A 13,711-nucleotide genomic window follows, 5' to 3' on the forward strand; every position below is an offset into this window, starting at 1 on the left:
TATCGCCGACGCGGCACATCCGCAGCAGAGAGGACTTCGATCTCGGGTCTGAACTTATGGTCGGCCATAAGGTCGGACTTAGCACCGACGCCGAAATCCCGTCAGACGGCCTCCGCCGCAGGGATACGAACCTGCGCTGGCATCGCGAGAATGTCTTTGGGCGAGCGCTTGCAGACGAACCTCCGCCCTGGGGTTGAGGCGCCGCGTACATCTCGGTGGCGCCCCAGAAGGCCGGTTCGAAAACGGGTAAAGCAGTTGCTGCACCGATTTCTCGAAACGCGAGTGCACTAGCCTTGCGTGTCGCTCAGACGATATCTGGTCTTCAGATTTCGGCGGGATTTCACCGGGGACAACCGGGCTGGGGGCGCTGCCCCCGTCGCCCTGGCGGGCGACTCCCCCGGAGTTTTTTCGCAAGAAAGAGTCAGGCGAGCGTGCGGGCCAGGCGCGGGAGGCGGGCGCGTTTGAGGAGTGGGCGCAGGGGCAGGTCTTCGCCGGCCAGCACCTGAGCCGTCGTGTGGACTGCCTTCACGGTGTCGCGGACGGCATCGGGGTGATCGGCGTGCAGCGCGGTGAGGAACTGGTCGGGGTCCTGGCGCAAAAGGCCCTCTTCCGCCAGGGTGTGGCGAGGGAAATCGCGGGCGTTGAAGGTGACCAGCCGGTCGGCCGATCCGGCGATGGCGGCAGCAAGGACGTGGACGTCATCGGGATCGGGCAGCCAGAGGCGGCGCAGATCGCCCTCGCGCGGGGTGACGGCGGCCTTGGGCCAGCGCGCCGACAACAGCGCGATTTCACCGCGCGCGATCACCTCGGCCCCCTCGCCCAGCTTGCGGGTGGCGCGGGCCCATTCCTCGAGGATGCGGGGCGACCAGAGCGGTTCGTAAACCCCCCGCGCCGCCACGCCCAGCAGGATTTCCCGCAGCACCGTGGGAAACAGCACGCAGGCATCCAGCAGGATCTTCACCCGTCAAGCCGGTAGAACAGCGCCTTGAGATAGCCCGACTCGGCCAGTTGCGGCAGTTGCGGATGATCGGCCCCCGCGCTGCCGGTGTGAACCAGCTGTGCCGCGCGCCCAGCCCGCCCGATGCCCGAATTGCAGGCGCCGCGAAAGCGCGCCAGATCCGCCGCATGGGAGCAGGAGCAGAGGCCAAGGAAACCCCCGGGCGCCACCAGCGGCGTCGCCAGACGAGCGACCCTTTCATAGGCGCGCAACCCGGCCTCGAGCGCCTGCTTGTTGGGTGCGAAGGCGGGCGGGTCGCAGATCACCACGTCGAACTGGGCGCCCTCTTCAGCCAGGGCCGTCAGCACCTCGAAGGCATCGCCCTTGCGGGTGGTAAGCCGGTCGGCCATGCCCGAGGAGGCGGCCCCCTGTTCGGCCAGGTCAAGCGCCGGGGCCGAACCATCGACGGCCAGCGCCGACTGCGCGCCTGCGGCCAGGGCCGCCAGTGCAAAGCCGCCCACATGGCTGAAGACATCCAGCACCCGCGCGCCATGGGCAAGGCGGGCCGCGAAGGCGTGGTTGGGGCGCTGATCGAAGAACAGCCCGGTTTTCTGGCCACCCAGCAGATCGGCCATGTAGGTGGCGCCGTTCATCGGCACCGGGATCGGCGCATCGATGGCACCGCGCAGCAGGCCGGTTTCCTCGTCCAGTCCTTCAAGGGTGCGGGCGCGGCCGGTGGCGTTTTTCACCACCGCGCTGACTCCGGTAACATCCACGAGCGCCTGGGTAAGCTGTTCGAGATGCACCTCGGCCCAGGCGGCGTTGGGCTGAATCACCGCGGCATCGCCGAAACGGTCGATCACGATGCCGGGCAGACCGTCGGCCTCGGCGTGGATCAGGCGGTAATGGGGGGTGTCGAACAGCCGGTCACGCAGGGCCAGCGCTCGGGTCAGGCGGGTGACGAACCAGGCGGTGTCGATCTCGGCCTCGGGGTCGCGGTCAAGCATCCGGCAGATGATCTTCGAGCCGGGGTTCACCGCGACTGTGCCAAGGGGGCGGCGTTCGCCATCCTGAAGCTGGGCTATGGTGCCCGGCGCAAGCTTGCCGGTGCGCCGGTCGACGACAAGTTCATTGGCGAACACCCAGGGACTGCCCCGGCGCAGGGGCCGGGGATCGGTCTTGGGCAGAAGGCGCACGACGGGTCGGGTGGGTTCGGTCTGTTCCATCGCTCTGCCCTACCCCGTATTTGCGGCGCCGAAAAGAGGTGTCAGCCGTGTTGTGCGCGGCGGCGCGGATGGGTCAGCGCGCTGAACCGGGCGGCGATCCAGAGGCGCATGGCGCGCAGGCCGGCGCGGGTGGCTTCGGCGCGCAGGGCGCGGGCGCGGGCTTCGATTTCGGACGTGTTATAGGTCATCTGCTTTCCTCGTTGTGCATGTGCAGCATTCTCTGTCGTCTAGTTATGCCGCACCGCAGCAGGCCACCACGTACAAAGTCGCAGGGCCGCCATGCAGGGCGCGCAAGGGATCGGGGGGGGCATCGGGCGATTCCCCCTTTTGTTAGCGCTAACCATGCTGTAGAGGCAGGGCAGCAACGAACCCGGCCGCTCTCAGCCGCGTTTCTTTCAAGCCACAACGTGAAAGGTGCCAGGACATGTCTCTGAACCCAATCGTCGCCAAGGTTACCGACCGCATCATCGAACGCAGCCGCGCCGCCCGCACGACCTATCTTGACCGGATGGCGCGCGCCGCCGAGGACGGGCCGCGCCGCGCCCACCTGACCTGCGGCAACCAGGCCCATGCCTATGCCGCCATGGGGGCCGACAAGGACGCTCTGGCCGCCGCCCGCGCCCCCAACCTGGGCATCGTTACCGCCTACAACGACATGCTGAGCGCCCATCAGCCCTTCGAAACCTACCCCGAACGTATCCGCGCCGCCGCCCGTGCCGCCGGCGGCACTGCCCAGGTTGCCGGTGGTGTGCCCGCCATGTGCGATGGCGTGACGCAGGGCCAGGCGGGAATGGAGCTTTCGCTGTTTTCGCGTGACGTGATCGCGCTGGCCACCGGTGTGTCGCTGTCGCACAATACATTCGATGCGGCGGTCTATCTTGGCGTCTGCGACAAGATCGTGCCGGGGCTGGTGATTGCCGCGGCCACCTTCGGCTATATTCCCGGGGTCTTCCTGCCCGCCGGGCCCATGGTCAGCGGCCTGCCCAACGACGAGAAGGCGAAGGTGCGCCAGCAGTTCGCCGCCGGCGAGGTCGGGCGCGATGCCCTGATGCAGGCCGAGATGGCCAGCTATCATGGCCCCGGCACCTGCACCTTTTACGGCACGGCCAACAGCAACCAGATGCTGATGGAGTTCATGGGCCTGCACCTGCCGGGCGCCTCTTTCGTCAATCCGGGCACGCCGCTACGCGACGCGCTGACCGACGAAGGTGTGAAGACGGCGCTGCGCATCACCGCCATTGGCAACGATTACCGGCCCGTGTCGGAAATTCTGGACGAGAAGGCCTTTGTCAACGGCATGGTCGGGCTGATGGCCACGGGCGGGTCGACGAACCTTCTGATCCACCTGCCCGCCATGGCCCGGGCGGCGGGGGTGATCCTGGACCAGGCCGATTTCGCCGACCTCTCAGAGGTGGTGCCGCTGATGGCCAAGGTCTATCCCAATGGCCTGGCCGACGTAAACCATTTCCATGCCGCCGGGGGCCTGGGGTTCATGATCGGGCAATTGCTGGACGCGGGGCTGATGCACGCCGACGTGAAAACCGTCGCCGGTGAGGGCCTGGCCCAATACACGCAAGAGCCCCAGATCACCGATGGCGCGCTGCGCTACCGCGAAGGACCGCGCGAAAGCCACAACGACAAGATCCTTCGCCCGGCCGCCGACCCCTTCCAGAAGACCGGCGGGCTGAAGGACCTGAAGGGCAATCTTGGCCGGGGTGTGATGAAGGTTTCCGCCGTCGCCCCCGAGCGTCACATCGTCGAGGCGCCCTGCCGCATCTTCCACGATCAGCGCGACGTGAAGCCCGCCTTCCAGCGGGGCGAATTCACCGAGGATACCGTGGTGGTTCTGCGCTTTCAGGGGCCGCGCGCCAATGGCATGCCCGAGCTCCACTCGCTGACCCCCACCCTTGCCGTCTTGCAGGACCGGGGGCTTAAGGTGGCGCTTGTCACCGACGGGCGCATGTCGGGGGCCTCGGGCAAGGTGCCCTCGGCGATCCACGTTTCGCCCGAGGCGGCGCTGGGTGGGCCGCTGGCCCGGTTGCGCGACGGCGATGTGGTGCGGGTGGATGCCGTGGCCGGCACGCTTGAGGTGGTCGGCGTCGATCTGGACAGCCGCGAACCGGTGACGGCGGATCTCAGCGCCAACAGCCACGGCGTGGGGCGCGAATTGTTCGAGGTGTTCCGCCAGAACGTGGGCCTGGCGAGCGACGGGGCCGGTGTGGTGGTCTGACCACGCGCCCCCGTCAGAATTCGCGCGTTAGCCCCACGGAAACGCCGGTGTTGCGATAGGAATGGAACGGCAGGGTGCTGTCGTTCCGTTCGAACCGCAGGTCGAGAACCGGTGCAAAGCCCTGTACCACGAACGAACGATGGTGCAGCCGCGCGCCAAGGGTCGTAAGATCATCGGCCCGGGCGGCGCCGAACAGCGGCGAAATCCCGTCATACCGGGTGCGCGAGCGGCCAAGATCAAGGCCCAGAACCAGCCCGCCTTCGAACCCGTAACTGGCCCCGACCGAAACCTCGGCGCGTTCGTTGCGAAGGTGGGTGTCAACCGCGCCGATCATTTCCCATTCAAGCGAGGTGCGCAGGGCCAACCTTGGCGACACCGCGAAACTGTAGCGGGCTAAGGCGCGCGTGCGCTTTCCGTCGGAGCCGGAGCGGTCGTCGTAATCGCGATAGCCGTGATCCAGCCGCAGGCTCAACTGCCCTGCCCGCCCGACATTGCCCGAGAACGACAGGTAGACGCCATCCTCGCCGTAGCTGCCGGTGCCGTCATCAAAGCGGTGCAGATGGCGCAGGCCAAACCCGAAGACGCGCCCCCGGTCGCCCAACCACTCAAGCCCGCCTTCGCCCGACAGCGTCAGCGCATCCTCGGCCCCTCTGTCGTAAAGCTCGGCCTCGCCGCTCAGGCTGAAGCGGGCGCGCAGATCCTGCCCCAGGCTTGGGCGCATCACCACGCCACCCCCGAAGGTCAGCGCCGTGCCCGACATGGCCCGTGCATCCGGGTTCAGCGTGACAGGCAGCCCGCCGACGATTTCAACCGTGGTGGCCGAGGTGCGCTTGCCCGGGTTGTTCGAGGGACGGATGCCGAAGCTGAGGAATGTCGTCGTGGCGCTGCGGCGCGAGATGGCATCGAAGTACCCGTCCACCGCCTTGCGTTGATAGGCGGTCAGCGGCGCGGCGCTGGCGCGTTCGAAATGGAACTTCGCCCGGTCATCCTGTTGCAACAGGAACAGCACCCGGCCCAGTTCCAGCCGGAACCGCGCCTCGGCGGGGCGGGCGCGCACCAGGGTTTCAAGATAGGGCAGCGCTGCGCGGGGTTCATTGCGCTGGATATGCGCGTTCGCCCTGGCCCAGGCGAGGCGGATGGCGGTCTGCGGTGTCGGTTCGATCCGCGACAGGATTTCCAGCGCCTCGGCGGGGTGGCGGTTGGCCACCAGCGTTTCGGCGGTTTCCAGCGGCCCGGCCTGCGCCGCCCCGCCCAGCAGGGCCAGCGACAGGACCAGCCCGCGCAACACCGGGGCGAACCGGGCCGATGGCGCAAATCGCCTGAAGGAATTGAATGTCATGTCTTGCGGAATTCCCGGCGAAGGGCGGGCCCGCACTGGCCCCGCCCCGTGTTCATCAGTTCAGGTTTCAATCCCGCTCGACGTAGAAGGTGCCCGAAGCCGCGCGTTCGGCCACGCTGGTGCCGGTGATCTCCTGAAGCAGGGCCGGACCGTGCAGGGCCTGGCCGCCGGGGCCGACAAAGTTGCCGCCAAGGGTAAGCAGCACGGTCGAGGTGTCGCCTTCGTCCACGATATCGCCATACATCGCGATCGAGGCCGAACCCGGGCGAACCGTGGCGGGCGCACCCGGAATCGGGCCCCCTGGCGGGACCGGAACGGCGATATCGTCGTTCACGAAGGCCGAGGGGAAGCGCGGGCCGGTCGACAGTTCACCTTCCATGGCCACGTCCTCGCCATCCAGAACGCCCCGGAAGTTGTTCGCGGTGCCCGAGATCGCGGCATCGTTGGCGGCGGCGAAATCGACATCGATGTTCACGTCGCCGATGATGTGGCCGGTGGTGCCATCGACCGGCTCGAGGTAGGTGTTGCCGCTGAAGGAGGCCGTCCCGGTGGTCTGCATGTCCGAGGTCGGGATCATGTCGCGCACGCGTTCCAGGTTGGTGTCATACTGGGTCACGTCCACGGGGCCACCCCCACCGCCACCGCCGCCACCCGAGCCGCTGCCAAGACAGGCGCTCAGCGATGTTGCGGCCATCAGGCCGGCACCAAGGCGCAGTACGGTGGAAACTCTATTTCTCGTCATCTACTCACTTCCCTTGTTGCTTCCCCGAAAGGGGGAATAAAGAAAGACCGTTCATCCCGCGAAATGGCGGGGCTTCGTACAATCAGAAATTACAAACCCATCACAGAAAGGTCTTTCGTTCTTCGTGGAACGGGACACGGCAATCCGAATTGAATTGCCGACCCGTCCGAATCCGAATTTGTTCAATGTCCTGCGACTTGGCAAGTGACAAATACAAGGGCTTGGTGACAATGGCTGTCATCCGCACCGCCCGGCAGTGTCGACAGGGCGCGGCCCCTGCGCTATGACGGCGCCAACAGAAATCCCCATGCAAGGAACCACGTCCATGACACCTGAAACCGCCTCGGCACGGGCCGCCGAAATCTGCCGTCTTGCCCCTGTCATCCCGGTGATGGTGATCGACGATGCGGCCATCGCGCAGGATCTGGCGCGCGCGCTGGTGCGGGGCGGATTGCCCGCACTTGAAGTCACGCTGCGCACCCCCGCCGCGCTGGAGGCCATCCGCGAGATGGCCAAGGTAGACGGCGGCGTCGTGGGGGCCGGCACCCTGCTGACCCCGGCCGATGTGCAGGCCGCCGTGGATGCGGGCGCCACCTTCGGCGTGTCCCCCGGCGCGACCGACCGCCTGCTGGACGCCTGCGAAGAGGCCGGCCTGCCGCTGCTGCCCGGCGCGGCCACCTCGTCCGAGGCGATGGCCCTGCTTGAGCGTGGCTATACGACCCAGAAGTTCTTCCCGGCCGAAGCGAACGGCGGCGCACCCGCGCTGAAGGCCATCGGCGGGCCGATCCCGCAGGTCAAGTTCTGCCCGACGGGCGGCATCACCCCCAAGACGGTGCGCGACTACCTTGCCCTTTCCAACACGCTCTGCGTCGGGGGAAGCTGGGTCGTGGCGAAAAACCTTGTCGATTCAAAGGACTGGGCCGGGATCGAGGCACTGGCCCGCGAGGCCGCCGCGCTGAGCCGCGACTGACGTTGAAAAACGCCACCCGTTTCAACGCGCCCGGCCCGGCGCGTTGAAACGCGAATTGCAGCCGGCCGGATTGGCTGCGGGAAATACGGCGAATGAGCTTCAGTGAAAACCGCGACGTTTCGCCCGCGATTTCCCCAATCGCCAAGCGGACAGGGGCAATCGCGCAATTCAACCATGGGTTGATTTTAGTTAATAGAATATCAACCTATTCGCGAAATAGCCGGAATTGATTATCCCTGCGCCACGCGGCCTGCGCGTCCGCCCCGGCGCCCCGTTGCCTTTGCGGCCGCCAGTCCATCGCGCAGGACCTGGTTCATGGGGTGGTCGGGATTGGCCGCTTCATATTGCTGCAACAGCCCGGCGATCGCGGTTTTCGTTTCCACGCCCTCGGCCAGGGAAAGCGCCCAGTCCAGGAAGATCGACCGGCATTCTTCCGGGCGGATTCCGTCGATCCGGTAACTTTCGCGGATCAGACCCTTGGGGTCGGCGGCATTGCTTTCCATTTGCGGAGCCTATCCTGATATGTCCCGGCGGGCTTAGGACGGTTCGTCGGGCTTGCCAACCAGATCCGTGACACATTCCGCCGCCGCCTCGGCCAGCAGGGCGACCTGTTTGATGAAGGCGTCAAGATCGCTGGCGCCGGTGCCCCGCAGAAGAAGCGCGACGCCCCCGGTGCCCAGCTTGTCCAGTGGCAGCGTGCCGGTCGACAGAAGCCGCGCCGCCGCATGCAGCGCCCATAGATCGCGCGACGCATTCGACAGGGTTTCGCAGGCCGCCGCGTCGATGACCCCGGCGGCCTTGCCCGCCTGCAACTGTTCGCCCACGTCGGCACTGTCAGACCCGGCCAGCAGCGCACAGGCCGAGGCCGCAAGTTCGATATCCTGCAACCGCCCTGCCCCGGCACGCGCATCCAGCGGGCCGCCGGGCGAACGGGCGGCGGCAAGGCGCGCGCGCATGTTGGCCACATCGCGCAGCATCGCCGCGCGGTCGCGCGGCTGCGCGACGATCTCGCGGCGGAAGGATTCGACATCGGAGCAAAGCCCCGTATCGCCGACAATGGGGCGGGCGCGGGTCAGGGCCAGGTGTTCCCATGTCCAGGCCTCGTTCTGCTGATATTCGCGGAAGGCCGCCAACGACGTGGCCACCGGCCCCTGCCGCCCCGAGGGGCGCAGCCGCATGTCGACCTCATAGAGCCGCCCCTCGGCCATGGGCGCCGACAGGGCGGTGACAAGCGCCTGTGTCAGGCGGGCGAAATAGGTGCGCGTCACCAGCGGGCGGCGGGCATCCTGCGACGACTCCTGCCCATCGGCGTCATAGATCACGATAAGGTCCAGGTCGGACGCCGCGTTCAGCCGCTGCGCCCCGAGCGAGCCCATCCCCATGACCATCGCCCCGCGCCCTGGGGGGGCGCCGTGTTTTTCGGCGAATTCGTCCACCACAAGGGGCCAGACGCCCTTCAGGACCGCGCCCGCGATATCGGCGTATTGGCGGCCCGCTTCGGCGGCGTCGATCAAGCCGCGCAGCAGATGCACGCCGACGCGGAATTTCCACTCTTTCGCCCAGGCGCGCAGGGTATCCAGCTGCGCCTCGTAATCCTCGGCCTCGGCCAGGCGGGCGGCCAGATCATCGTCAAGCCCGGCCTGCCCCGGCCATGGCGCGAAGAAGGCACCGCCCAGAACGGCATCCAGCACCCCGGCGTTGCGGGCCAGGTAAGCGGCAAGATCGGGCGCCGTGTCGGCAATATCCACCACCAGGTCGACAAGTTGGGGGTTGGCCTCGAACAGCGAGAAAAGCTGAACGCCGGCTGGCAGGCCCTTGAGGAAGCCGTCAAGATGCAGAAGCGCCTGATCGGGATCGCCGCTTTCGCCCAACCGGCGCAGCAGGTCGGGGCGCAGCCGGTCGAAAATCTCCTGCGCGCGGGCCGAGCGCAGGGCCGGATATGTGCGCCAGCGTTTGACGATGGCGGCCTGATCCTCGCTCAGGCTGGGGCCGCTGCGCTGGGTGGCATTCGGCGCGAAGAAGTCCTCGGAAAGGCCCGAAACGCGCGACAGGCGTTCGACCAGTTCGTCGCGCAGGTCGGCTGTGTCACGGTCCATGAAGGCGGCCAGCCTGTCGAAGCCCTCGGGGGTGGTGGGCAGTTCGTGGGTCTGGGCGTCGGCGATCATCTGCAGGCGGTGTTCGACCTCGCGGTGGAAGCGGTAATCGTCGGACAGGGATTCGGCGGTGCGCCGGTCCACCCAATGGGCCGCGACAAGCCGCGCCAACCCGTCCAGCGTGCCCCGCACCCGAAGCGACGGGTCGCGCCCGCCCGCGATGATCTGGCGGGTCTGGGTGAAGAACTCGATCTCGCGGATGCCGCCGCGCCCCAGTTTCATGTTGTGCCCTTCAAGGGTGATCGGGCCACCCAGCCCCTTGTGATCGCGGATGCGCAGGCGCATGTCGTGGGCATCCTGGATCGCGGCGAAATCAAGATGGCGGCGCCATACGAAAGGGCGCAGGTGGTCAAGATACCTGTCGCCCGCCGCGATATCGCCCGCGCAGGGCCGGGCCTTGACATGGGCGGCCCTTTCCCAGGTGCGGCCCAGGCTTTCGTAATACCGCTCGGCGGCCTCCATGCTCAGCGCGACGGGGGTGACCGAGGGGTCGGGGCGCAGGCGCAGATCGGTCCGGAAGACATAGCCATCGCCGGTGACATCCGACAGCAGCGCCGCCATGGAACGGGTGGCCCGCACGAAACCGGGGCGCGCCTCAAGAAAGGTGTCGGGGTCGAACCGGGTTTCGTCGATCAGGCAGATCAGGTCGATATCCGAGGAATAGTTCAGCTCTCCGGCGCCCATCTTGCCCATGGCCAGGGCGCACAGCCCGCCCGCCACCTCAAGATCGGCTTCCGCCACGCCGGGCAGCTTGCCACGGGCGAATTGCTGCGCCACGCAGGCCCGCAGGGCGCGGTCGGTTGCCAGGTCGGCAAAGCGGGTCAGCGCCCCGGTGACATGGTCCAGCGACCATGCGCCGCCAAGATCGGCCAGCGCGATCAGCTGCGCCACCCGTTGCTTGGCCTCGCGCAACCCCCTGGGCAGGTCGCCGTTGGTCAGAGCGGCGGTATCGCGCATCAGGGTGTCGAAAGCCGTGTCGGGCGAAACGCTCAGCGCTTCGCGCAGCCAGTCGGCGTTGCGCTCCATCAGCTGCTTGAGATAGGGGCTGCATCCCGCCGTTCCACGCAGCAGGGCGCGCAGCTCGGGCGGCTGGTCGGAAAACAGGCCGCGCACCTCGTCGGCGCGGTCGCGGTCATGGGGGCGTGGCGTGCGGGTGATTGCGTTGGCAAATGTCATCTGGCAACGGTCGGTCATGGCGCGGGTGCGGTCAAGGGTGCATGCCGCGCCGGATGCAGGGAGGCAGACAGGGAAACCACATGAGCAAAAGCATGAAACGGGTACGCGCGGCACTTGAAGCGGCAGGGGTTGCCAGCGAGATTGTCGAAATGGCGGCCGAAACCCGCACCGCCCAGCAGGCGGCCGAGGCGGCGGGCTGCGAGATTGACCAGATCGCCAAATCCATCGTCTTTCGCGACGAAGCGTCGGGGCGCGCGGTGCTGTTCCTGACCGCCGGGGGCAACCGCGTGGATGACGCCAAGGCCAGCGCCCTTGTCGGCGCGCCCCTGGGCAAGGCAGATGCCGCGCTGATACGCGCGCAGACGGGGTTTGCCATCGGCGGCGTCTCACCCGTCGGGCACCTGACGGCGATCCGCGCCTTCCTTGACCCGCGGCTGTCGGATTTTCCGGTCATCTGGGCCGCAGCGGGGACACCGCGCCATATCTTTTCGATTTCGCCACAGGATCTTTTGCGACTGACGCAGGCGCAAGTGGCTGATTTCACAGGGTGATATCGTCAATGTAAACAATATTCACATTACCCCTTGAAGAGCGGGCACCGAATGCCGATCTTGGTAATGTGAAAGCAGTTTACATCAACCCCGAACGAAACGGAGACCACATGAGTACCCTTGCAGATACCCCCCAAACCGCCATGTCGTGGTTTGCGCGCACCGAAGGCTGGCTGGACGACAAGGGCAAAGGCGCCTGGATCGCCGTCATGGTCCTCGGGTTCATCTTCTTCTGGCCGGTCGGCCTGGCCCTTCTTGCCTACATGATCTGGAGCAAACGCATGTTCAGCAAATCCTGTCGCAGCCGGGCCCGCTTTGCCGGGCGCACCAATGCCTATCGCAGCTCGGGCAATACCGCCTTTGATGCCTACAAGACCGAAACCCTGCGCCGCCTGGAAGACGAACAGGCCGCCTTCCAGGAATTTCTGGAGCGCCTGCGCGAAGCCAAGGACAAGGCCGAGTTCGACCAGTTCATGGACGACCGCGCCGGCAAGACCGCCAAGCGCGACGCCGAGCCGATCGACGCCTGACCACGATGGCCCGCCCCCGACCGGGCGGGCCATATCACACCGACAAAGGACCGACCCAAGATGAGCCACGCCGACACCCAAGCCAACTGGGGCCTTCCCGACCCCGACAGCCAACAGGCCTTCTATGCCGATGTGCCGTCGAAGCGCTTCTTCGCCTGGCTGATCGACATCATCCTGATCACGCTTCTCACCCTGCTGACCCTGCCGCTGACACTGTTCATCGGGCTGTTCTTCCTGCCGCTTCTCTTTGCCACGCTCAGCTTCATGTACCGGGTCATCGCGCTGACCAACCGGTCGGCCACCCCCGGCATGCGCCTGATGGCGATCGAATTTCGCACCGCGCGGGGCGAACGCATGGACCTGGGCAGCGCCTTCATGCACACGCTGTGCTATTTCGTTTCCATGGCGGTCTTTCCGCTGCAACTGATCTCGATCGTGCTGATGCTGACCACGGCGCGCGCCCAGGGCCTGACCGACCATCTCATGGGCACCGCGGCCATCAACCGCGCGGCCGAGGAACGGCGGTTTTGAAGGGGCTTGGCGGAAGCGAAATCCGTTGCTAACCTGCCGCGAACCGACCACCGGAGCCCCATGCGCCACACCCTGCCCCTTGCGCCGCAATTCTATGTGACCGCCCCCCAGCCCTGCCCCTATCTCGAGGGGCGGATGGAGCGGAAATTGTTCACGGCTCTTCAGGGCGAATATGCCGAAACGCTGAACGACGCGCTGTCACAGCAGGGGTTCCGCCGGTCGCAGAACGTGCTTTACCGGCCCTCCTGCGCCGAATGTTCGGCCTGTCTGTCGGCCCGGGTCAGGGTGGCGGATTTCACCCCCACCCGAACCCAGCGCCGGGTACTGCGCCGCAACGCCGACCTCACACGCTCGGCCAATTCGCCTTGGGCGACCGAAGACCAGTTCGCCCTGTTCCGAAAATACCTGGACAGCCGCCACGCCACCGGCGGCATGGCCGACATGGATATCTTCGAGTTCGCCGCGATGATCGAGGAAACGCCGATCCGCAGCCGGGTGATCGAATATTCCCGCCCCGGCCACAGCCCGCGCAACCGCGAACTGGCCGCCGTCTGCCTGACCGACGTTCTGGCCGACGGTCTTTCGATGGTCTATTCCTTCTACGACCCCGACACGCCGGCCGAAAGCCTGGGCACCCACGTGATCCTCGATCATATCGAAATCGCCCGCAATGCCGGGCTGCCCTATGTCTATCTGGGCTATTGGGTGCCCGGCAGCCCCAAGATGGGCTACAAGGCCAAATTCTCGGGGCTTGAGGTCTATGTCGGCGGGCAATGGCAGAAGATGCGTGACCCGAAGGATTATTCCTCGGAGCTGCACCCGCTTTCCACCGATCCCATTGCCGAACAGGTGGCACAGATCCACCTGCCCGACACCCGCCCCACCCGCACGCGCTGAGGCGCCCCCGCCAGCGGTGCGTCGGGGGCAAGGGCGGGATTTGAGTATTTTCAGCAAGAAAGAGGAGATGGCGCGCCTTCCTGGAAGGGGGCCGGTCGATTGGTGCCTTGTTGGTGCTGACGGTCGGATGGTAGCTTTGGTTTGCGCTTGTTCCGATCAACCGCGGGTGACCGCAATAAAAATACAAAACACCACACCCCCACGACATCTTTTCTCATATCTGGCGGTTGACGCCCCGGCGCTGCGGTCCTAATCTCGCGCCCACTGGAACAGGAGCCGGGTGCATGCCCACCGAGCCGAACATCGTACTTGTAGGAAACACGCGCATGGGCCGGTAGCGGACACCCAGACAGGTACCCATGCGCCCCCGATCACACCGGGGGTTTTTTTATGGCCGATGGTCGGAACGACAGGCAGCAGCAGGCACAG

13 protein-coding genes are annotated in these 13,711 nt (G+C 66.5%); 6 read left to right on the plus strand and 7 right to left on the minus strand.

What is annotated here, in order from left to right; genetic code table 11:
* Nucleotides 1–421: 421 nt before the first annotated feature.
* From H7828_RS09465 to H7828_RS09475, 3 genes are read right to left on the minus strand one after another with little or no spacing between them, the layout of a single operon-like run.
* A complete protein-coding gene (locus H7828_RS09465) occupies nt 422–961 on the minus strand; it encodes an RSP_2648 family PIN domain-containing protein (RefSeq protein WP_226780789.1) in 540 nt (179 codons plus the stop codon).
* Nucleotides 958–2,163, minus strand: a complete 1,206-nt coding sequence (locus tag H7828_RS09470; protein WP_226780790.1) for an RSP_2647 family RNA methyltransferase — start codon at nt 2,161–2,163, stop codon at nt 958–960. The genes H7828_RS09465 and H7828_RS09470 overlap by 4 nt, the downstream gene beginning before the upstream one ends.
* A 41-nt stretch (nt 2,164–2,204) precedes the next feature.
* Nucleotides 2,205–2,351, minus strand: coding sequence for an RSP_7527 family protein (locus H7828_RS09475; RefSeq protein WP_226780791.1), 147 nt, complete (start codon nt 2,349–2,351; stop codon nt 2,205–2,207).
* A gap of 236 nt (nt 2,352–2,587) precedes the next feature.
* On the opposite strand from H7828_RS09475, the gene edd reads away from it, so the two are divergent.
* Nucleotides 2,588–4,393, plus strand: a complete 1,806-nt coding sequence (edd, locus tag H7828_RS09480) for a phosphogluconate dehydratase (RefSeq protein WP_226780792.1) — start codon at nt 2,588–2,590, stop codon at nt 4,391–4,393.
* 13 nt (nt 4,394–4,406) lie between these two features.
* Here edd and H7828_RS09485 read toward each other — a convergent pair whose 3' ends face one another.
* A complete protein-coding gene (locus H7828_RS09485) occupies nt 4,407–5,732 on the minus strand; it encodes a surface lipoprotein assembly modifier (RefSeq protein ID WP_226780793.1) in 1,326 nt (441 codons plus the stop codon).
* Between the two features lie 67 nt (nt 5,733–5,799).
* Entirely contained in the window at nt 5,800–6,474 is a 675-nt protein-coding gene (locus tag H7828_RS09490) for a hypothetical protein (RefSeq protein WP_226780794.1), read from the minus strand.
* A 325-nt stretch (nt 6,475–6,799) separates the two neighbouring features.
* Here H7828_RS09490 and eda point away from each other — a divergent pair, with 325 nt between their 5' ends.
* Complete coding sequence (gene eda / locus H7828_RS09495) at nt 6,800–7,444, plus strand: bifunctional 4-hydroxy-2-oxoglutarate aldolase/2-dehydro-3-deoxy-phosphogluconate aldolase (RefSeq protein WP_226780795.1); 645 nt, start codon at nt 6,800–6,802, stop codon at nt 7,442–7,444.
* Nucleotides 7,445–7,674: 230 nt separating this feature from the next.
* Here eda and H7828_RS09500 read toward each other — a convergent pair whose 3' ends face one another.
* On the minus strand, nt 7,675–7,947 hold the full coding sequence (locus H7828_RS09500) for a hypothetical protein (RefSeq protein WP_226780796.1): 273 nt from the start codon (nt 7,945–7,947) through the stop codon (nt 7,675–7,677).
* Nucleotides 7,948–7,980: 33 nt separating this feature from the next.
* Complete coding sequence (locus H7828_RS09505) at nt 7,981–10,773, minus strand: bifunctional [glutamate--ammonia ligase]-adenylyl-L-tyrosine phosphorylase/[glutamate--ammonia-ligase] adenylyltransferase (RefSeq protein ID WP_226780797.1); 2,793 nt, start codon at nt 10,771–10,773, stop codon at nt 7,981–7,983.
* An 80-nt stretch (nt 10,774–10,853) separates the two neighbouring features.
* Between H7828_RS09505 and H7828_RS09510 the strand changes: the two genes are divergently transcribed.
* The 4 genes from H7828_RS09510 to H7828_RS09525 all read left to right on the plus strand — a co-directional run bounded on the left by H7828_RS09510 (nt 10,854) and on the right by H7828_RS09525 (nt 13,282).
* Nucleotides 10,854–11,324 carry a YbaK/EbsC family protein gene (locus H7828_RS09510; protein WP_226780798.1) on the plus strand — a complete coding sequence of 157 codons (471 nt, stop codon included), beginning with the start codon at nt 10,854–10,856 and terminating at the stop codon, nt 11,322–11,324.
* A gap of 110 nt (nt 11,325–11,434) precedes the next feature.
* A complete protein-coding gene (locus H7828_RS09515) occupies nt 11,435–11,854 on the plus strand; it encodes a DUF2852 domain-containing protein (RefSeq protein WP_226780799.1) in 420 nt (139 codons plus the stop codon).
* Nucleotides 11,855–11,914: 60 nt separating this feature from the next.
* Entirely contained in the window at nt 11,915–12,385 is a 471-nt protein-coding gene (locus H7828_RS09520; protein ID WP_226780800.1) for an RDD family protein, read from the plus strand.
* Nucleotides 12,386–12,445: 60 nt separating this feature from the next.
* Nucleotides 12,446–13,282 carry an arginyltransferase gene (locus tag H7828_RS09525; RefSeq protein ID WP_226780801.1) on the plus strand — a complete coding sequence of 279 codons (837 nt, stop codon included), beginning with the start codon at nt 12,446–12,448 and terminating at the stop codon, nt 13,280–13,282.
* The last annotated feature ends 429 nt before the right edge of the window (nt 13,283–13,711 follow it).

This window comes from Oceaniglobus trochenteri (assembly GCF_020529025.1).
Lineage (GTDB): Bacteria > Pseudomonadota > Alphaproteobacteria > Rhodobacterales > Rhodobacteraceae > Oceaniglobus > Oceaniglobus trochenteri.

What these genes read in the sequence shown, in the direction of transcription:
- H7828_RS09520 (WP_226780800.1), top strand. Translation starts at nt 11,915, where the DNA reads ATGAGCCACGCCGACACCCAAGCCAACTGGGGCCTTCCCGACCCCGAC.
- eda (WP_226780795.1), top strand. Translation starts at nt 6,800, where the DNA reads ATGACACCTGAAACCGCCTCGGCACGGGCCGCCGAAATCTGCCGTCTT.
- H7828_RS09475 (WP_226780791.1), bottom strand. Translation starts at nt 2,351, where the DNA reads ATGACCTATAACACGTCCGAAATCGAAGCCCGCGCCCGCGCCCTGCGC.
- H7828_RS09505 (WP_226780797.1), bottom strand. Translation starts at nt 10,773, where the DNA reads ATGACATTTGCCAACGCAATCACCCGCACGCCACGCCCCCATGACCGC.
- edd (WP_226780792.1), top strand. Translation starts at nt 2,588, where the DNA reads ATGTCTCTGAACCCAATCGTCGCCAAGGTTACCGACCGCATCATCGAA.
- H7828_RS09515 (WP_226780799.1), top strand. Translation starts at nt 11,435, where the DNA reads ATGAGTACCCTTGCAGATACCCCCCAAACCGCCATGTCGTGGTTTGCG.
- H7828_RS09510 (WP_226780798.1), top strand. Translation starts at nt 10,854, where the DNA reads ATGAGCAAAAGCATGAAACGGGTACGCGCGGCACTTGAAGCGGCAGGG.
- H7828_RS09490 (WP_226780794.1), bottom strand. Translation starts at nt 6,474, where the DNA reads ATGACGAGAAATAGAGTTTCCACCGTACTGCGCCTTGGTGCCGGCCTG.
- H7828_RS09500 (WP_226780796.1), bottom strand. Translation starts at nt 7,947, where the DNA reads ATGGAAAGCAATGCCGCCGACCCCAAGGGTCTGATCCGCGAAAGTTAC.
- H7828_RS09525 (WP_226780801.1), top strand. Translation starts at nt 12,446, where the DNA reads ATGCGCCACACCCTGCCCCTTGCGCCGCAATTCTATGTGACCGCCCCC.
- H7828_RS09485 (WP_226780793.1), bottom strand. Translation starts at nt 5,732, where the DNA reads ATGACATTCAATTCCTTCAGGCGATTTGCGCCATCGGCCCGGTTCGCC.
- H7828_RS09470 (WP_226780790.1), bottom strand. Translation starts at nt 2,163, where the DNA reads ATGGAACAGACCGAACCCACCCGACCCGTCGTGCGCCTTCTGCCCAAG.